Annotated in this window: 17 protein-coding genes; 2 read left to right on the top strand and 15 right to left on the bottom strand. The window is 43.7% G+C overall.

From position 1 onward, the window contains the following. Positions 1 to 25 precede the first annotated feature (25 nt). From IFO66_RS11650 to IFO66_RS11610, 9 genes are all read right to left on the bottom strand, one after another. The gene (locus IFO66_RS11650; RefSeq protein ID WP_192025313.1) at positions 26 to 1558 is read right to left on the bottom strand and encodes a copper amine oxidase N-terminal domain-containing protein; all 1533 of its coding nucleotides are present in this window, start codon (positions 1556 to 1558) and stop codon (positions 26 to 28) included. 226 nt (positions 1559 to 1784) lie between these two features. Then, entirely contained in the window at positions 1785 to 2327 is a 543-nt protein-coding gene (locus tag IFO66_RS11645; protein ID WP_192025312.1) for a class I SAM-dependent methyltransferase, read from the bottom strand. 36 nt (positions 2328 to 2363) lie between these two features. Next, a complete protein-coding gene (locus tag IFO66_RS11640) occupies positions 2364 to 2957 on the bottom strand; it encodes a pentapeptide repeat-containing protein (protein WP_192025311.1) in 594 nt (197 codons plus the stop codon). A gap of 36 nt (positions 2958 to 2993) precedes the next feature. Continuing rightward, positions 2994 to 4349 carry an MATE family efflux transporter gene (locus tag IFO66_RS11635; RefSeq protein ID WP_192025310.1) on the bottom strand — a complete coding sequence of 452 codons (1356 nt, stop codon included), beginning with the start codon at positions 4347 to 4349 and terminating at the stop codon, positions 2994 to 2996. A gap of 88 nt (positions 4350 to 4437) precedes the next feature. Continuing rightward, the gene (locus tag IFO66_RS11630; protein ID WP_192025309.1) at positions 4438 to 5268 is read right to left on the bottom strand and encodes a MerR family transcriptional regulator; all 831 of its coding nucleotides are present in this window, start codon (positions 5266 to 5268) and stop codon (positions 4438 to 4440) included. 130 nt (positions 5269 to 5398) lie between these two features. Next, on the bottom strand, positions 5399 to 6895 hold the full coding sequence (locus tag IFO66_RS11625; RefSeq protein WP_192025308.1) for an FGGY-family carbohydrate kinase: 1497 nt from the start codon (positions 6893 to 6895) through the stop codon (positions 5399 to 5401). Between the two features lie 67 nt (positions 6896 to 6962). Continuing rightward, positions 6963 to 7724 carry an NAD-dependent protein deacylase gene (locus IFO66_RS11620; RefSeq protein ID WP_192025307.1) on the bottom strand — a complete coding sequence of 254 codons (762 nt, stop codon included), beginning with the start codon at positions 7722 to 7724 and terminating at the stop codon, positions 6963 to 6965. Positions 7725 to 7880: 156 nt separating this feature from the next. Beyond that, positions 7881 to 8579: a bifunctional 2-keto-4-hydroxyglutarate aldolase/2-keto-3-deoxy-6-phosphogluconate aldolase gene (locus tag IFO66_RS11615; RefSeq protein WP_192025306.1), complete on the bottom strand. Its 699-nt coding sequence runs from the start codon at positions 8577 to 8579 to the stop codon at positions 7881 to 7883. 25 nt (positions 8580 to 8604) lie between these two features. Continuing rightward, complete coding sequence (locus tag IFO66_RS11610) at positions 8605 to 9588, bottom strand: sugar kinase (protein WP_192025305.1); 984 nt, start codon at positions 9586 to 9588, stop codon at positions 8605 to 8607. 314 nt (positions 9589 to 9902) lie between these two features. On the opposite strand from IFO66_RS11610, the gene IFO66_RS11605 reads away from it, so the two are divergent. Further along, positions 9903 to 10991 (top strand): acyltransferase family protein, encoded by a 1089-nt coding sequence (locus IFO66_RS11605; RefSeq protein ID WP_192025304.1) that lies wholly within the window; start codon positions 9903 to 9905, stop codon positions 10989 to 10991. 151 nt (positions 10992 to 11142) lie between these two features. On the opposite strand, the gene lepB is transcribed toward IFO66_RS11605, so the two are convergent. After that, positions 11143 to 11703: a signal peptidase I gene (gene lepB, locus IFO66_RS11600; protein WP_192025303.1), complete on the bottom strand. Its 561-nt coding sequence runs from the start codon at positions 11701 to 11703 to the stop codon at positions 11143 to 11145. Positions 11704 to 11994: 291 nt separating this feature from the next. Here lepB and ilvD point away from each other — a divergent pair, with 291 nt between their 5' ends. After that, positions 11995 to 13680, top strand: coding sequence for a dihydroxy-acid dehydratase (ilvD, locus tag IFO66_RS11595; RefSeq protein WP_192025302.1), 1686 nt, complete (start codon positions 11995 to 11997; stop codon positions 13678 to 13680). Between the two features lie 513 nt (positions 13681 to 14193). On the opposite strand, the gene IFO66_RS11590 is transcribed toward ilvD, so the two are convergent. The 5 genes from IFO66_RS11590 to IFO66_RS11570 form a co-directional block, all read right to left on the bottom strand. Then, positions 14194 to 15171, bottom strand: coding sequence for a Gfo/Idh/MocA family protein (locus IFO66_RS11590; RefSeq protein WP_192025301.1), 978 nt, complete (start codon positions 15169 to 15171; stop codon positions 14194 to 14196). A 116-nt stretch (positions 15172 to 15287) separates the two neighbouring features. After that, a complete protein-coding gene (locus IFO66_RS11585; RefSeq protein ID WP_192025300.1) occupies positions 15288 to 16259 on the bottom strand; it encodes an ABC transporter ATP-binding protein in 972 nt (323 codons plus the stop codon). Next, positions 16256 to 17239, bottom strand: a complete 984-nt coding sequence (locus IFO66_RS11580; RefSeq protein ID WP_192025299.1) for an ABC transporter ATP-binding protein — start codon at positions 17237 to 17239, stop codon at positions 16256 to 16258. Before IFO66_RS11580 ends, IFO66_RS11585 begins: the two co-directional genes overlap by 4 nt. Before the next feature lie 9 nt (positions 17240 to 17248). Continuing rightward, the gene (gene opp4C / locus IFO66_RS11575) at positions 17249 to 18178 is read right to left on the bottom strand and encodes an oligopeptide ABC transporter permease (protein WP_028596027.1); all 930 of its coding nucleotides are present in this window, start codon (positions 18176 to 18178) and stop codon (positions 17249 to 17251) included. A 15-nt stretch (positions 18179 to 18193) separates the two neighbouring features. Beyond that, the gene (locus IFO66_RS11570; protein WP_192025298.1) at positions 18194 to 19150 is read right to left on the bottom strand and encodes an ABC transporter permease; all 957 of its coding nucleotides are present in this window, start codon (positions 19148 to 19150) and stop codon (positions 18194 to 18196) included. Between the last annotated feature and the right edge of the window lie 64 nt (positions 19151 to 19214).

Here is a 19214-nt window from a genome sequence, read left to right as displayed (position 1 = left end):
CCTATCACAATCTTGCTATGGTCAATTAGTTACGCTGGAGCGAAATCCACTTCCCATATTCATGACTCTGGAATTTAGCTTTAACATTAAGGAAATCAGCAACCTCAACTAAAGGAACATATACCGTACCTTTAACCAGCTTAGGTGCGTTTTTCAACGCTACAGCTTTGCCATCCACTTTCGCAGATTTACTATCAACGTTCAAAATAATCACTTTTTGTGTAATATCGTCAACGATACGAATTTGTTTCTTGCTCTTATCCCATTTCACATCTGCATCGAACGATTCTGCTACATAGCGAAGAGGCACGAATGTTTTGCCTTTCTCTACGATCGGACGAGGATGATCATAGCCCCAATCTTCATAACCATCGTCCTCAAACAACGACAACATCACATATTTGTTCGTGAATCCTGTTTCTAACATGAACTTGTGCATGTCGGAGTTGGAATCAAAATGACGCAGCCAATCCCCAGGCGTAAGCGTAGGATCTGTTGCTTTTAATGCTTTGGACGTATCCAATGAATCAACAGATATTGGCTTATTCACATTACGGTATTCCACTGATTGCTTCACTTGCACACTTGTGAACGGGAAAACACTGTCTTGCGGAAGTGCAAGATTGAACTCGCTCAACATTTTGTGCGTATTTAATTCTGAATCAACGAACCAATCTACCTTAATGTTCGTGTCTTTGCTCATCAATGGAGCGTAACTAGGAAGACCTTTCAACAATCTCTTCAACTCTTGTTCGAATTCATCTACAGCTTTTACCCCATTGTCCTTCAACCAGCTGTATGCCAGATTAGCAGAAGTTTCGCTGTTCTTAACTAGCAATTGTACCTCAGCACTATCGTCCATCGTCTTCATAACTTCGCCAAATGTCGTAATGACATCTTTCAGCCATGCTTTCGTGCCTGCTTCATCAGCAACTACAGATTTAATTAGACCTCGTGTCCAATCAAATGTCTCATTCGCACCAAACTCTGCATGGATACGATTCACATTCAGCTTCTGGTCAAATACCGTTTCCTCAGTCGCCTTTACATCTATAACTGTCGGATTAGGTGCATGCTTGACAAAGAATGAAACGAATTTTTCTTGGAATTGATTTTGGACTGCCGGACTCAAAATAGGGAAGTCCTCCAAATTGAATCCTTCCATTCCCTCAGGCATAAATGACACGACGATAGGAGCTTTCGCCCCATCAACATGAACTGCCATTTGCTTGCTGTCAACTACCATGTGGAACCCAAGCTTCTTATCCTTTATGTATGCTGTTCCTTTAACCGAAACATTATTGGTGTCCTGAACTTTTGTTAACGTTTCGATGCGAGTGCTGTTAATCAAATCAATAACTTCGCGTTGTTCCTTATCCAACTTCGCATTCGGCGCTACGTTAATTTTAATAGCGAATGAACCCTTGCTCTCTAGTGACTTCACCGTTGCAAGTTGTTTGAGTGCCGTTCCAACTTCCACTCCCCCAACTGCTTGACATCCTGTCAATACGATAAGAAGTGTTGCCAGTACTAGCAGTAATCCTTTGCGCATACGCATAAACTTTCTCCTCCCCCGATGTAGGTTTATTAAAAATAACCTTACACCGAACATTATGGCATGAACAATAAAGAGAAAGAAAGACTTTTATTGTCAACGCAAAAAATAATTCTAGTATTCTTCTCCCGATTCTCGAATTTACAGCAGCGCTGCATCTGACTGCTTCATTCCCTTTCACTCTAAACACAAAAAAGCTAGCTCCCTTCACTTGAAAGGGGCTAGCTTTCTATTCTACTTTATATACATAAACCTTCGTACGATAAAGATCCCTACAAGTAACAACTTTCTCTGGCGACCAATCTGGTATGGCAAAGCACACACTAATTACACGTGTACCAGATCTTAATTCACGATGGAGAACGGAAGCTAGCTGCTGCATCGCGCCTGGATACAAGTAACAGACAACTAGATCCGAATCAGCATACGACCACGTATAGATATTCCCTTTTTGAAAAGAAGCTCTACTCTTCGAGGTCCTCCCTAAGCTAATCCATGCCAGCAGCTGCGATACACGCAAAGGAAGAGGAGAATTCTCAATTCCGACAACTCGCCACTCTTTACAATGCTTCGCCAAATGTATCCCCAGCGTCCCCCAGCCAGATCCTGCTTCTACGATAAGTCCACTGCCACGAAGCCGATTCACTTCATTCGCAACAGCGAGACGGACAGGTGCTGACGAGGGCATAGGCGAAATGCCATTTCTCCAGCTTGTCCATACAATTGACAGCAGGGAGAGCAAGCAGAACACAACGAAGAGGAATGATATCATGATGTTAACATCTATTGTTGAAGCGCCTCCCCATAACTATTCTTCAACGATCTGAATATCCATGCTGTAGAGCAGCGAAGTTGCTTCCGGCATCATAAACTTAGCTTTGCTGATCCGATTGGAGCCTGGGTCAATCGAATAATTAACAGCATGCCTGAAATCAGCCCCCATTAGATTCGTATTGCCGAATAAGCTTTCAGAGAAATCCGTGTAGCTCATATCTGCTTTACTTAGATCAGCTTCGCGGAAATCCACATCTTTAGCTAAGCAATTTTTTATCAAGCCATTTTGCAAAGAAAGCCCTATAAAGGTAGAGTGACTCAGTACACATTGCTCAAATCGGAGCATGCCTTTCCTAGCCAGCTTCGGCCAAGACGCTTCCGTCCAATTTAAGCCGACGAGCTTGGAATTCGTGAACTGAGCATCCGTAAACTCACAATCCGTCATCCTGATCATATTCATATTACAGTTCTCAAACACACAACCTGAAAACTTACAATCGGTAAACACCGTTTCGCTAAAATCACATTTCGTAAAGGTGCAGTCGTAGAACTTGACAGAACGCAGCTCCTGCTGTTGATATTCAAGCTCTATAAATTGTTCGTCTTCATACACCGTTTCAGTAAACAACAATATTTCCACCTTTCTTATATACACGTGCCTTGGTTATGATTTTTGCATGCTCAATCCCGCTCCGACTCGACGGTTCATAATAATAACCGCTATCATCGTGAGTGCTTCAGCTGCTACGGGAACAAGCCAAATCCCGTTAACCCCTAACAAATTAGGCATGATCCACAATAAAGGGATGACAAGTATCAACCCGCGACTTAAAATGATCAATGTTGCTTTACCCGTCTGCCGGATCGATTGATAGTATTCAGCGTACACGATATTGAAGCCTAAGAACAAGTACTGCAAAAAGAAGAGGCTAATTCCCGTAATCGTAAGCGTAAGCAGTTGCTCAGACTGAATATCAAACAACATGACGATATATTTGCCAAATAGCAATCCGACGATAATAGCGATCACTCCGAATAGCAAAGCTGTTTTTACAGCAATACGCAAGGCCGCTTTTAATCGATCGTACAGTTGTGCCCCATAATGGAAGCTGACTAACGGCTGCAACGCCGCTCCGACACCAAAGAACAATAATAAGGTCATCGAATGGATACTGTTGACAACAGCAAACGCTGCTACTCCCGTTTCTCCTGCAAATGCAATAAAAGCAACATTAAAACCGATTGTAATGACCGCGACGGACATTTCTGTCACAAAGCTCGGGAATCCAATCATAAGAATATCTTTGACCACTTTCCATTCAAAATGAAGCTTTGTCCACTTGAGAACACTTTTCTTACGCAAAAAGTGTGTTAACAACACGCCAAAACCAATTGCTGCTGATAATATCGTCGCTAATGCGGAACCTTTTACACCCCAACCATTAATGAAAATAAAAATATAATTAAATCCGATATTCAGTACAGCTGTTGTTACGAGCCCCATCGTTGCTAATCGCGGATTGCCATCATTACGAATAAAGATGCTCAGCACATTTTCTAATACGTAAATGACGCCAAACGTCAGCAACACCTCTAAATACTCAACCGTATACGGCAAAATAATATCATTAGCACCAAATAAACGAGCCAAATCTGTGATTTGCCATAGGCATAGCGCCATGAGAATACCCACAATGACAATAGCTAACGTTATCGATTGCGAAAATATAGATCGTGCACGTTCAATTTGATTTTCCCCCATCGCGATTGAATACAAGGTAGCTCCCCCCATACCAATCCATAACGAGATCGAGAAAATGATCGAGAACGCCGGCAACGCGATATTGACACCTGCTAGTGCGTTCGCACCTACACCGCGGCTAACCATGATACCGTCAATAACAATATTGATGGACATCAACAACATACCAAGCACCGTCGGTACTAAATAACTAACGAACAATTTATTGATGCTTTTCGTTCTTAAATCTTCATGTACAATTGATTCTGCTCCTGCCATTACGCTAAATCTCCTTTACTTCTTGTTGACTATGACAGTGTAAACCTTCAAGTTACTTGAAGGTCAAGCGGATAGGAATCATTTTTTTCTACCGTTCCCTAACAGGTATTTGGATCTCGGATATGTATGCTTCTGGATTGCTGGTCATCGAAAGATCAACGATTCCTGCCTCAATTGAATCCCCGATTACTTCATAATTGTGTGCTTCGATCTCATGCAGTAAAATTTCATACGTTTCTTTCGTATGTTCATAAGGCCCATGATGATAGGCGCAGGCGTACAATCCCTCTTCAATGATCTGATGATTCTCGATTAAAGAAGACATGGAATTCACATTAATGAACAAACACTTGTAGTTACTGTAATTCCCCTGTAAAAAATCTTCTTTGGAAACGGTAACCCCAATGGCCCCAACAAATAAGCTCATATCATGCAAATGGGCATTTTTTTGCAGCGAGTGTATGTAATATTCCATCATTTCTTCCGTTGCATTCGCTGCTATCGGAACCGATGTGATCATTCTTTTTGGGATTCGTTTGAACTCTACCGTATTTTTCATACCTGTCATGGCTTGACTCATTACTTGTATGTTATGGTCCATTTTCGCAATCATAAGCGCTATTTCTTGCTGCTTTTGTTCCATGAGCTGTTTTTGCTGCGTTAAAATATCCAATGTTTTTGCTGGACTTCGCTCATCCATAAATTGTTTAATCTGCTTTAGTGATATGCCCAAATGACGCAGAAACTTAATCGTATCCAACATAAAAAACTGATCTACCGTATAGTATCGATACTGTGTTTTCGGATCAACAATGGAAGGATGAAATATCCCTTTTTCATCATAGTAACGCAAAGTCGATTCAGGTATACGGTGCATTCTAGCCATTTCACCAATTGTAAACTTGGTCGTTGTAAACATGCCACTCCTCCGGTTGTATAGCGTACACACTCACTATTATTCTTATCGTTCTTATCAATGATAATGTTCATTCATGTAAACAAAAGGGCATCTCCAAAGAGACACCCTTTCACTGTTATTTACGATACGATTACTTTATAGCTGGCAGTTGTCTCAAAAACGCAGCCGTTGGCTCATACCGTTGTTCATAAGCACGCTGATAGCACTCATGGAAACCAGCTCTCGCTTCAACACGCTTCGTGCCTCGCTGTTCGATAAGACGCTGAATCGCTGCTCCATCAGCAAAATGTCCCGTACCCAGCATAGCTGTATACGCAGCTCCAAGCAGCGTAGCTTCATCTACTGTCGGAACGATCATCGTTGCGCCCGTTACATCCGCCTTCATTTGAAGCCATGGCTCTGCTCGTGTACCACCACCTACAGCGCGCATTTCGGTAATCGATTGACCACATACGCGTTCCCCACTGCGGCGGATCATCTCTAACTGATACGATGTCCCTTCACATACCGCTTGAAGTAGCTCTGCCTTGCCGTGCTTATTGCTCAAGCCGATAAATGCTCCACGGGTATTAGAGTTTGGGTGTGGTGCCCCACTTCCGCTTAAGTAAGGGAAGAACATAACATCAGAAGGATATTGATCCTGCTGTGTTAATAAAGCTCTGACCTCATCATAAGAAAGTGCATCATCCCCCAACTGGCGTCTGATCCATTCCAAGGATCCACCCGATGAAGGATTTCCTCCCATCCAGAAACGCAATCCCGGAATCACGTGATAACCATACGACAATCCCGTTTGGAAATCTTCTTCTCCTAGCTGAGTTGGATGCATTAATCCAACCAACGTTTCGGCTGTCCCCATCGAGGCAAATACATCGCCTGGAGCAACTGCTCCAACCGCTAAGGAAGCACATACATGATCATGCCCACTAACCGCAACAGCAGGTGCAGAACTTAGTCCAAGCGCTTGTACAAGCTCCGGCTTCACTGGACCAAGCGGTGCCCCGCTCGGATATACATCCGGGAATAATTCTGGAGATAGGCCGAAGTTCTTAATCCATTCGCGATCCCAGTCATTCGTGCGCATGTCATAAACAAATGTCCTCGTAGCTAGAGAAGGATCAAAGGCCATGACACCGCTAAGACGATAAGCAATAAACCCTGACACAGACACCCATCTTGCATCTCGGAACATGTCTGGATCTCGGTCATGCAGCCATAACAGCTTTGGCAAGCCGTGCTTGAAGGATAAGTGCAGCCCGCTGCGCTGAAATAGCTTCAAACGATCATCTGCTGCTCTCACTCGCTCTGCTTGCGGCGTTGAACTTGTATCAAACCATGGCAGCAAAGGCGATTGTATAACACCGCTGTCCTTATGTAGAAGGAGCCCACTTTCCGCCATACTAGCGATACCAATCGCAGCAATGTTTGCTCCCCCATGCTGCTCCGTCAACTCTCTAATCATTTCAACAACATCGTTCCACAGTTGCTCGGCATCATAAACGACGTATCCTTCCCCAGTATCCTGAGTCAGAGTCGGACGGCTAACAATACCTACAACCTCTCCGTTCTCCTCAAACAAACCAACTTTGCGATTCGTCGTTCCAAGATCAATACCTAGCATTCTCATTATTTTGTCCACTCCCTAAGTTGTTGCTTCTCTACGAATTGATTTGCGTATTTTGATTCCAAACTATCTATATTCGCTTAAACGCTGCTTCCAGCAAATGTCCCGATGAATGATGGAATACAGCATCTGCTTCATGGTCAAACGGTGTACTTGTTCGATTAATAATAACAGTAGCTGCTTGACTCCCCATTTGAGCAAAGCTTGCAGCTGGCTGCACGGATAAAGATGTCCCTGCAATAATAAGCAGATCCGTATGCTGAACATAACGAACCGCATTCGCAATCACTTGTTCATCCAACGTTTCTCCATACAGCACGACATCAGGCTTCAACACTCCTCCACATGCCGGGCAATGTGGAATGACACTTTCACTTTCCAGTACGGTTGCTAGTGGATAACGCTTTCTACACGACCGACAATTATTGCGATGTACGGAACCATGAAGCTCAATAACCTCTTTACTTCCCGCCGCCTGATGCAGTCCATCAATATTTTGAGTAATGATAGCCTGAAGCTTCCCTTGCTGCTCCAATTGAGCTAATACATAATGTCCTACATTCGGCTTCGCCTCAGGATGAATCAATTTATCACGATAGAACGTGTAAAACATTTCTGGATCTCGATCATAAAAAGGTCGGCTGACCATAATTTCTGGAGCATGCGGATAAACTTGTTGTTCGGCAAAAACCCCATCTTGTGAACGGAAGTCAGGGATACCACTTTCGGTAGAAGTACCCGCCCCTCCAAAAAATACGATTCGACTGTGTTCGCTTATATATTGGGCAAGCTTATCAGCAGCTTCATCAAATGAGTAGGTTCGGCTTGGCATTCCTACACGCATCTCCTTTATCACTTCATTTTACTCGTACAATTATACATCGAACTCGCACAAAACAAAAAACTACAAAAAAGATGCCGGTCAAGGTCAAATTGCTGTAAAAGACCTCAAACGGCACCATTATGTCTGTATATAGAAATGACTGATTTAAGAACGTACCGCGAGCTCAGCTTTGGCTGATAATTCAGCCTTTGCCTGATCATAAGCTTGTCTATAGCGTTCTGCTTGCTTGCGCACATGGCTCATATCACCCGTAGCAACGGCTTCCTTCGTAAGATCAGAACCGATACCAACGGCGATAGCTCCCGAGCGCAGCCATTCGCCAATATTGCTAACATTCACTCCACCTGTCGGCATAAAGTTCGCTTGCGGAAGCGGACCTTTTAACGTTTGAATGATAGATGGTGCAAACATATTTCCTGGGAACAGCTTTACAATGTCAACGCCTAGCTCTAACGCATGCTGCACATCCTTGATCGTCATCGTGCCCGGCATCATCGGTACTTGATACAAATTACACATTTTCACTGTTTCGGGATCTAGAGATGGACTCACGATGAATTCGGAACCTGCCAACATGGCAGCACGGGCAGTAGCAGAATCTAATACGGTACCCGCTCCTATAATCGCATAAGGACGATCGGACTGTGGATCAGATGAATACTTCATACTAAGCTGTTCAATTGCTCGCAACGCATGTGGAACGGTCAATGTAATCTCGATGACGCGAATGCCGCCTGCTATCGCTTGCTCTGCCATTTCAACAACTTGCTCGTAACTATCTGCACGAAGGACAGCAACAACACCTTCAACATGAATGGCCTGTAGAAGTCTAATCTTGTTCATCAGTTAAGCACTCTCCCTTATCCATTTATCTCTCAATATGTATCGAATTCGCCAAACTAGCCTGTACTTGCTTCCAAGTAGGAAGCGCTTCCCAATCCCCTACTGCTTGAACGACCATAGCCCCTGATACGTTGCCTAGCTGTACCGCCTCAACAGGCTCATAGCCACGCAATAATCCAGACAATACACCTGCGCAGAAAGCATCTCCAGCACCTACGGTATCCAACACATGCTCGACAGGCTGATACGGAACCTCATCCACTTGAGAACCACGAACGACATAGTTCACACCGCGCCCCTGCTCAATACCACCTTTAACAATGCACACTGCAGGCATCGTAGCCAGCTGTTTGAAAATATGACGCTCATCGTCCGAGTTGTAGAGCAGCTTTAATTCATCGAGCCCAGGCAAAAAATAATCGCATTCATGAGCCAAGGGCAGCAATCGTGCTCTTGCTTCTTCAATCGACCAGAGTTTTAAGCGCAAATTCGGATCAAAGCTGACTTTGCGCCCCGCATCCTTAGCTATACGAACAGCAGCCTCAACCGTAGTGGCACAATTATCATTCAAGGCACATGTAATCCCTGTCACGTGGAGCATACGTGCTGACTGAATAAATGATGTATCCAGCATGTCAGGTCGCATCGTGCTTGCAGCAGAATGCTTCCGATAGTAGTAGACAGATGAACGGCCGCCTACAGACTCTCGCAGCATAATACCGGTTGGTGAACCCGCAATATGATTCACACGTGAAATGTCAACGCCTTCGCCACGAATGGCTTTCGCCACATAATGTCCATATGGATCGTCACCAAGTAAACTCATCCATGCAGCACGATGTCCTAATCTAGACAGTCCGATAGCTACATTGCTTTCAGCACCGCCAAAAGACTTCTGAACGGTAGAAGCATATTCAAGTCCCCGTGAATCAGCCGCATGTAGCAGTGCCATCGATTCACCTAACGTGACTAACTCTAGCTGATCACGATGAGACAACGTTTCATTCATGAGAGACAACCGCTCCTTCCACGTCTTGGATATAACTTAAGTGTATCTCTACCAAAAGTTACCGTCAATCTTTATCCTCACCTGCGACTTCGGAATCTCGCAGCTATTGTTCAAAAGGATAATAGATTTCATCGTTCTACATCGTACTACCTACATTCCTCGTTCAAAGAAATGTCATAAGGTAAAACGATCTATCCAAATGTTTGTGACATCGATCACAATCTATTGTGTCATCGTATGATATCTTGTGGATATAGATAAATGAATGCAGCATCGCGAGTGAAATAGGCCGCATCCTAGAGGAGGACTTAACCATGTGGCTTCGCTTTGTGCCTCATCGCACGCGAAGTAAAGTGCCGACAATCTCACATGGGAGTGGAGAGACATTCGGACTCAACTTACGATTTATGCTTATCGTCACCGTCTTTATTGCAAATGCAATTGAGCCGCTAATTAACACCATGCCTGGGATGAAAGCTTTATTTTTGTGGATATTTACATTCCATATGCCGCTCTTTGTAGGTGTTACAGGCTATTTTGCAAGAACGAATTTATTTGGACCGAATGGCAACCGAATCTTAAAGCAAATTGCCTTGCAGTATGTACTGTTTCAATCGATTTACTCTGTACTAGATATGACGCTGTTTCAGGTTCCTGGTATTACGCATTCCTTCTTTGTTCCTTATTTATTGCTATGGTTTCTTGTCGGTCATGCGATATGGAGACTTGTGCTGCGAAGCTTCATTCGATGGAATGTACGCTATCCCATTTGGGTAGCCGTAGCGTTAGGTGTGTGTATAGGATTCATTCCTATTGAAGGAGATTGGCTGGGACTTTCCCGTACATTCGTGTACTTGCCCTTTTTTATTATCGGATACTATTTTCCTTTTGACACGTTAGCTCGATGGTTCGCTACACCTATACGTTTTATAGCTGCAAGCATATCTGGAATTTTGCTTATCGCACTATTTCAACTGCATCCTTATATCGATCCTGCGTGGCTTATGAATAGCTTTACGTATGAACAATTAGGCTGGCAAATGAATTCACTAGCCATCATGATGCGACTATCTATCTATGCATTGGAACTGCTCGCATCTGCAGCATTTCTAGCATGGGTTCCTACGCGCATATGTGCAATTACCGATTGCGGACGACGAACTTTGTATGTATTTCTGATACATGGGCTGCTCATTCGATTCGCTGAATACTTTGGGCTCTATACGTACATCGATTCGAGTATATTGGCAAGTTGTCTCATACTGCTATCTGTAGGTTGTACTATTATTCTCACTCATCGGTTCGTAAAAACGGTTTGTCACCCATTCATCGAACCAAATGGAGAAGCTGTATTTGGCTGGATTCGCCTTCAACCAAGGCGACGGCGTATGAAGCATAGTTAGCCTCCCCCCGCTAACGCTTTCCCTCAATGCGCTGCAAGTTATCCCAGTCAGATGCTTCATATATAATTCACACGCTTCACTCCTGCAAAGAAGACACGGATTGCTCCGTGTCTTCTTTGATTGCATCTTAACCCGCTCATCTAGTCTATAGCTATTTTATAAGTTCAATATTATTCAGCGGCCAAAAGACTACCTCTGCCCGCCCTACTATATCATCAAAATCGACAAATCCTTCAGAAGGATCACGGCTGTCTCTGCTTTTGGATCGATTATCTCCCATAACGAACAACGTATTTTCTGGGACAGTTTGCTCAGCAAAATCTATGAAATTGTACGAAGTTCCTGCCTTTTTAGCTTGTTCGACGGCTTCTTTTAAGTACGGCTCATCAAACAGCTTGCCATTTATATAAACTCGATCTCCTTCTACACGTACTTTCTCACCAGGTAGTGCAATCACTCGCTTTATATGATCAGGCCCTTTTTTGGATTGAAAGACAATAATTTCTCCTCTTTTAGGTTCAGCAAACTGATAAAGTAGTTTATTAACAATAACTCTTTCACCTGTATACAGCCTAGGTTCCATGGAATACCCACTTACGACAGAAGGTGAAGCTATGAACGACCGGAGTATAAAGAAAATGATAACAGCCAATAAAATGGCTTTGGCCCACTCCCATACCTGATTGTTAGTTTGCGCAGCTTGCTTATCCATTGCTATTCACGATCCTCTCCATTCGGATTTAATAGACTTGGGCCTATAACTAATAAAAGAAAGTAATCTATTTAATTTTATTACATAATTATGGTATCAATTAGCATCATTGGTGTCAAATGTATCCATAATATCACAGCATATTTCAGTTTTCATAATTGTTTGTGTCCTCTACTGAGCATTTAGCAAGACCAACCGTTTCTTGGTAGAAATTACTCATTAGTTGTGATAGACTCAATAGAAATATACACACACCAATGCAATAACGCGAAGAAGTGGAGGATATTGGATATGAAAGCCCCTAAGATGCGTTCAGACATGATCAAGAAAGGTTTCGATCGCGCCCCTCACCGCAGCTTGCTGCGCGCTGCCGGCGTGAAGGAAGAAGACTTTGACAAGCCGTTTATTGCTGTATGTAACTCGTACATAGACATCGTTCCTGGCCATGTTCATTTGCAGGAATTCGGTAAGATCGTAAAAGAAGCAATTCGTGAAGCTGGCGGTGTTCCGTTCGAATTTAACACGATTGGTGTTGATGACGGAATTGCGATGGGCCATATCGGTATGCGTTATTCCCTCCCTAGCCGAGAAATTATTGCAGACTCGCTAGAAACTGTAGTATCCGCACACTGGTTTGACGGTATGGTGTGCATTCCTAACTGCGACAAGATTACACCAGGCATGATTATGGGGGCATTGCGTGTCAATATCCCTACTGTATTTGTAAGCGGTGGACCAATGAAAGCAGGTAAAGATTCCAACGGTCGTTCGATTTCCTTGTCAAGTGTATTTGAAGGCGTAGGAGCGTTCCAAGCTGGTAAAATAGATGAAGCAAGTCTAACGGAACTTGAACAATACGGTTGCCCTACTTGCGGCTCCTGCTCTGGTATGTTCACAGCCAACTCTATGAACTGTCTAGCCGAAGCAATGGGTATCGCTCTACCAGGTAATGGTACGATACTAGCCGTATCTCCAGAGCGCCGCGAGTTCGTTAAGAAATCCGCGAAGCAACTTATGGAACTAATCAAAACTGACTTAAAACCACGTGACATCGTGACGAAGGAAGCTATCGATAATGCATTCGCAGTCGATATGGCAATGGGTGGATCTACAAATACGGTGCTGCATACGCTCGCTATCGCGATTGAAGCAGGTATTGACTATCCAATTGCTCGCATTAATGAAGTGGCGCAGCGCGTACCTCATTTGGCAAAGATTGCTCCAGCTTCTGACTATCATATTGAAGATGTTCATTTGGCTGGTGGTGTCAGCGCTGTACTTCATGAGCTGCTCAAGAAAGAAGGGGCTCTGCACGGCGATTGTATAACCGTAACAGGCAAAACATTACGTGAGAACGTACAAGATTCACCAATTCAAGATACAGATGTTATCCATACATTAGATAATCCGCATTCAGAGCGCGGCGGATTGGCTGTTCTGTTCGGTAACTTGGCTCCTGAAGGTGCTATTATCAAGGTTGGAGCTGTTGACGCATCTGTTGGTGGGCGCCATGTCGGCCCAGCTATCTGCTTTGATTCTCAAGATGAAGCGCTCGCTGGTATCGCAAACGGCCTCGTTAAAGAAGGACATGTTGTTGTCATTCGCTATGAAGGTCCTAAAGGCGGCCCTGGTATGCCAGAAATGCTTGCACCTACCTCACAAATCGTAGGTATGGGTCTAGGGGCCAAAGTCGGTCTAATCACAGATGGACGCTTCTCAGGGGCATCTCGCGGTATCAGTATTGGCCACATCTCTCCAGAAGCAGCAGAGGGCGGACCGATTGCTTTCGTTCATGACGGAGATATTATCGACCTTGACCTACACAACCGCAAAATAGAGCTGCAAATATCGGATGAAGAATTAGAGGCACGTCGTGCTAATTGGAAAGACTTTGAGCCAAAAGTTAAAACCGGCTATCTAGCACGCTACTCCAAGCTCGTTACGAATGCAAGCCAAGGCGGCGTACTTAAGATTTAACGAATCGCACAGCACTTATATATAGAGAAGAGGGACCTGCTGACTTGTAGAGATGTTCTACTTGTCAGGCAAGTCCCTCTTTCTTTCTATCTCTCTTTTCTCTATCTATCTCCAACCTTATTTCACTTCTCCCTCTTAGTTCAACCAATAGGCAATGCCACTTTCGATAGCATTCATTGCGTTAACGGTTGCCACAGAGGCTTTTCTGCTTATATTTAGTTATTCTGAATTCTAATGATTGCCGGAGAGCTTATTTCCCAGATTAAACAGTTCTATCTCCAAAATTACTAAAATAGGCTCTTTTACGAACGTTAGAGATCAAATATCCACGATTTTGTAATAATAGCCGCATTAGCGTTCGTTAGGGCAAGCTCACAACACAATAGTGGCATATCATGTTTTATCATTGGCTTATCTTAGTTCTTCGTAAGCTTTCCCACGGCATAACAAGCTCAGCTGCGAATAAATAATAACGCTTACAATTATCCAGGAAGCTATCACTTTAAAAAAGTATCACCGAATACGAATCATATTTCCTGTCCTTGCCGATTCATTCGCTGCTTCCATCATTCGGCTTAGATCAATCGCCAACGCTATATTATCTCCCTCTTGCTTCGCACCTAGAATACGGTTAATCCATTCATCGTACATAGAACCGTTCGGTTGAAGTAACTCTAGTTGCTTAGATGTACCATCTGCACGGCGAAGGATGAGCTGGCCTACGTTATTTTCCATGGTATAAAGTAAGCTTGCCTGTGTACCATGAAGCTCGATCGTATACGGTGAACCGCCTGTTACGAAACCCGTCTCTGCTATTCCGATAACACCGTTATCATAGTGCAGCAGCGCTGCTGCATGATCTTCTACTTCACGATCAGTGACGTATCCATAAGCAGCAGAAATGCCCTGCGGTAAACCTGCTAGAAGTCGGATAAGATACATCGGATGGCAGCCAAGATCAATCATCGCTCCACCCCCGCATTCCTTCATGCTGTAAAAGTGCTCAGGCAGCCACCCCGCTATCGCTCCATTATGAGCGAGGCGAACACGAATGGAGGTAAGTTTTCCGATTACGCCAGACTTCACAAAATGTTCCAATGTAATCCCTTCATGCTCATACCGGCGTTTGAGCGCAACTGTTAAAATAACATTATGGAGCCGCGCTTGATCGGCCAACTCAGCAGCACCTGTACCAGTTATGGAAAGCACCTTCTCTGTAAATACATGCTTACTCGCTTGAATAGCACGTTTAATAATATCATCATGCATAACAGTAGGAGTTGTAACGACTACAGCATCTATATCATGACGAGCGAGCAGTTCATCAAGAGAAGGAATAAAAGGTACACCATATCGCTCGCCATACGCGGCACCGCGTTCCGTATTGTCATCCCATATCGCTACCACTTCTGTCTCAGCATGATTGCGAAATGCCTCTGTATATTCCTCAGCATGGACATGCCAATAACTTAGTACTGCAACTCTGATCATCAATTGTTCCTCCTTAAGTAAAAATAAAAAGCTTTCCTACAAGTAATAGTCTACTTAATAGGAAAGCCTTTACACAACAACTATCATCATAGCGATCATTTAGACCAAAGAGAGATCTAGTTAGCTACAAGGTGACAAGCTACAAAATGACCGCTGCCTACATCTTTGAACTGTGGAACTTCGGACTTACATTTTTCCACCGCATACGGACAACGCGTATGGAATTTGCAGCCGCTTGGCGGGTTCGCCGGGCTCGGAATGTCACCCTGTAGCACGATACGCTCTGATTTGCGCGTTGGGTCTGGTACTGGAATCGCAGACATCAACGCTTGTGTATACGGATGCAGTGGACGACTGAACAATTCCTCACGCGGTGCTAACTCTACCAAAGAACCCAAGTACATTACACCTACACGGTTACACAAGTGCTCTACAACGGACAAGTCATGGGAAATGAACAAGTACGTCAAGTTCTTTTGTTCCTGCAAATCACTAAGCAAGTTAATGATTTGTGCTTGGATCGACACGTCCAAAGCTGATACCGGCTCATCCGCTACGATAAATTGAGGGTTCAACGCTAACGCACGAGCGATGCCGATACGTTGACGCTGACCACCTGAGAACTCATGCGGATAACGATCAATATGATACGGTGCCAAGCCGCAAAGGGTCAAAATTTCCTTCACGTAATCACGAACATCTTTCTTTGACATAATCGCGTGGTCAACAAGTGCTTCACCGATCGCTTCGCCAACCTTAATACGCGGGTTCAAAGAGCTGTACGGATCTTGGAATACAAGCTGCATCTCTGGGCGAAGCTTACGCAGCTCAGCTTTCTTCAATGCATGAATGTCTGTACCATTGAACAACACTTGGCCTTCCGTCTTCTCCAACAAACGAAGAATGGTACGTCCTGTCGTAGATTTACCACAACCAGACTCTCCTACTAGTCCAAGCGCTTCCCCTTTATTTAACGTAAAGGATACATCGTCTACTGCTCGTACATTTCCAACTGTTTTTCCGAAAATACCACCTTGGATAGGGAAGTATTTCTTTAGATTCTTGACTTCCAACAATGGTGTTGTCATGAAACTTCCCCTCCTTTTTCATACAACCAGCAAGCTGCTTTGTGCTTATTCTCATATGTTGTCAAGACAGGCTGCTTATCCACACAAACGGACATGCAATGCTCACAACGATCGTTAAAGTAACAGTTATTTCCTAACTCCACAGGGTTTGGTACTTGTCCTGGGATCGTATACAATCGATCTTGACGTTGATTAAGAATCGGCTTCGCACGCATCAATCCCTGCGTATATGGATGCTTCGGGTTCGCAAACAATTCACGAACAGGCGCTTCCTCGATAACTTTCCCCGCATACATAACAACAACGTGGTCTGCCATTTCAGCTACAACACCCAAGTCATGCGTAATCATCATGATAGCAGTATTAAACTCACTCTTAATGTTACGCATCAAGTCAAGAATTTGAGCTTGAATCGTAACATCCAATGCCGTTGTCGGCTCATCAGCAATAAGCAGCTTCGGATCACAACTTAACGCAATCGCTATCATAATACGCTGACGCATACCACCAGATAACTCATGTGGATAAGAATCGAAAATTTTCGCCGCGCGTGGGATGCCTACCAGCTCAATCAATTCAATCGCACGCTTCTTTGCATCTTTGCGAGTCATGCCTTTATGAATTAAGAGTGGCTCTGTAATTTGATCTCCAATTGTTAATACTGGGTTCAACGACGTCATTGGCTCTTGGAAAATCATTGCGATTTCGTTACCACGAATATGACGCATATCACGCTCTTTCAAAGTTAACAAGTCTTGACCTTTATATAAAATTTGACCGCCTTCTGTTTTCCCCGGTGGAGAAACGAGACGCATTAATGACATTGCTGTAACACTCTTACCGCAGCCCGATTCACCTACAACACAAAGCGTTTCGCCTTCTCTAATGGAGAAGCTTACGTCATTAACTGCCTTTACTACACCTGAACTTGTGTAGAAGTTAGTCCGCAAATTACGGAATTCAATTAGATTATTTGCCATAACGTTCCCCTACCTCTTCGATTTCGGATCAAGTGCATCACGTAAGCCATCGCCCATTACGTTAATAGCGACAACAGTGATAAAAATACATACGCCTGGTGGAATCCACAACCATGGACGCTTCTGGAACTCAATCATCGAGTTCGCTGCAGAAATCATATTACCCCATGATGGTGTCGGTGGAACAACACCCAAGCCCAAGAAACTTAGTACTGACTCTGTCAAAATCCCGTTTGCTACCGATAATGTAGCAACAACGATAATGATAGGAACCGTATTCGGGAGCAAGTGACGGAATATTTTGCGACGGTCACGTAGACCTAGTACTTCCGCTGCTTGCATAAATTCTTGTTCACGAAGCATTAAGATTTGACCACGGACTAGACGTGCCAAGCCTGGCCAACTTAAAAATCCGATAATAAACATAACTAGATAAATTCGATTTGCCGGGTCCATCTTCAACTCTGACAATGCCGCTCCAAGAATAATAAGGATTGGTAAACTTGGAATTGACATAATAATATCTGCCAATCTCATAATGATCGTATCGACCCATCCGCGATAATAGCCTGCAATTGCCCCGAGTGTACTGCCGATCGCGACCGATACCATCATCGCAACGATACCAACTAATAACGATGTTCTACCTGCCAACATAACTCGTAATAAGACATCTCGTCCTACTTTATCGGTTCCTAGCCAATGCTGAGCACTAGGTGGCTTGTTTCCGTTGCGAACATTCATCGCGTCATTTATCGAATAAGGTGATAGCAATGGACCGACGAAACAGAAAAGAAACATTAATATGAGTACTACAAAACCTGCCATCGCAAGTTTATTTTTTCTCATTTCACGTAGAGCCAATCTCCATGGAGAAGCTGGCTTCTTAGTAGGCGGCTTTACTTCCACCGCATTGGAACGAACAACTGCTTCAGACACTAGCAATACCCCTTTCTATTTCATACGAACACGTGGATCCGCAACACGATACAATAAGTCCGCGATAACGTTTCCAATTATAGTCAAGAAAGCGATAAAGAACGTATATCCAAGCATGAGGAAGTAGTCACGAGCATTAATTGCATTCAAGAAAATACTTCCGATACCTGGCCAGTTAAAGATTTTCTCTGTTATCATCGCCCCTGCAAATAGTCCTGGAATCTCAAACCCTAGCAATGTGATCGCTGGAATTAATGCATTACGCAAGGCGTGCTTGAATATAACAGTACGTTCTTTTAATCCTTTCGCACGTGCTGTACGTATAAAGTCCTGCTTGATTACATCAAGCATGCTTGTACGGAAATAACGAGTTAATCCACCAACGTTCAACGCTGTGAGGACGATTACAGGTAAGAACATATGCTCAATGACATCCCATATGTGAGCCCATCCTTCGTAATTGGCCCCTGTCGTAATCATTCCGCCAACTGGGAATATTCGATTATCAACAGCGAAGAACTTAATCGCGAGCAACCCGATAAAGAATGATGGCAATGACATAACTGCAAATACTAAAAATGTAATTAGTCCATCATAGAAAGAGTGTTGACGTACTGCTGAAAATACCCCTACAAATATCGCTATCGTCCAACTGAAGATCAATACCACTCCAGCAATCAATACAGAGTTCCATACATAACGATCAATAATCGTGGTAACAGGCTGTTTATGTTGAATAGAATATCCTAAGTCACCCGTTGAAACACCTTTTACCCACTTTAAATATTTAATATGAACAGGGTCTGTCAACCCGTACATTTCTTTTAATTCTGCTGCGCGCTCTTTCGAAATAGTTGGGTTCGAATCTACGAAGTTACCTGGAATCAGGTGGAAGATTAGAACCAATACGATTGACACCCCGATTAGTGTCGGGATCGTCTGCAAGAGGCGACGAATGACTTGAGTTGTCATAAAATTTTCCTCCTAGCTCTAATAAACCTAAATGCTCAGCCAAAAAATCGGCTGAGCATCGGGC

This window comes from Paenibacillus arenosi, assembly GCF_014841135.1.
Lineage (GTDB): Bacteria > Bacillota > Bacilli > Paenibacillales > Paenibacillaceae > Paenibacillus_B > Paenibacillus_B arenosi.
This window is presented reverse-complemented; position numbering and strand designations above follow the sequence as displayed.

Bases quoted from the DNA above. Each gene is read 5' to 3' on its own strand.
- IFO66_RS11605 (WP_192025304.1), top strand. From the start codon at position 9,903: ATGTGGCTTCGCTTTGTGCCTCATCGCACGCGAAGTAAAGTGCCGACA.
- IFO66_RS11645 (WP_192025312.1), bottom strand. From the start codon at position 2,327: ATGATATCATTCCTCTTCGTTGTGTTCTGCTTGCTCTCCCTGCTGTCA.
- lepB (WP_192025303.1), bottom strand. From the start codon at position 11,703: ATGGATAAGCAAGCTGCGCAAACTAACAATCAGGTATGGGAGTGGGCC.
- IFO66_RS11620 (WP_192025307.1), bottom strand. From the start codon at position 7,724: ATGCCAAGCCGAACCTACTCATTTGATGAAGCTGCTGATAAGCTTGCC.
- IFO66_RS11580 (WP_192025299.1), bottom strand. From the start codon at position 17,239: ATGGCAAATAATCTAATTGAATTCCGTAATTTGCGGACTAACTTCTAC.
- IFO66_RS11585 (WP_192025300.1), bottom strand. From the start codon at position 16,259: ATGACAACACCATTGTTGGAAGTCAAGAATCTAAAGAAATACTTCCCT.
- IFO66_RS11590 (WP_192025301.1), bottom strand. From the start codon at position 15,171: ATGATCAGAGTTGCAGTACTAAGTTATTGGCATGTCCATGCTGAGGAA.
- IFO66_RS11625 (WP_192025308.1), bottom strand. From the start codon at position 6,895: ATGAGAATGCTAGGTATTGATCTTGGAACGACGAATCGCAAAGTTGGT.
- IFO66_RS11630 (WP_192025309.1), bottom strand. From the start codon at position 5,268: ATGTTTACAACGACCAAGTTTACAATTGGTGAAATGGCTAGAATGCAC.
- ilvD (WP_192025302.1), top strand. From the start codon at position 11,995: ATGAAAGCCCCTAAGATGCGTTCAGACATGATCAAGAAAGGTTTCGAT.
- IFO66_RS11610 (WP_192025305.1), bottom strand. From the start codon at position 9,588: ATGAATGAAACGTTGTCTCATCGTGATCAGCTAGAGTTAGTCACGTTA.
- IFO66_RS11615 (WP_192025306.1), bottom strand. From the start codon at position 8,579: ATGAACAAGATTAGACTTCTACAGGCCATTCATGTTGAAGGTGTTGTT.
- IFO66_RS11650 (WP_192025313.1), bottom strand. From the start codon at position 1,558: ATGCGTATGCGCAAAGGATTACTGCTAGTACTGGCAACACTTCTTATC.
- IFO66_RS11635 (WP_192025310.1), bottom strand. From the start codon at position 4,349: ATGGCAGGAGCAGAATCAATTGTACATGAAGATTTAAGAACGAAAAGC.
- IFO66_RS11570 (WP_192025298.1), bottom strand. From the start codon at position 19,150: ATGACAACTCAAGTCATTCGTCGCCTCTTGCAGACGATCCCGACACTA.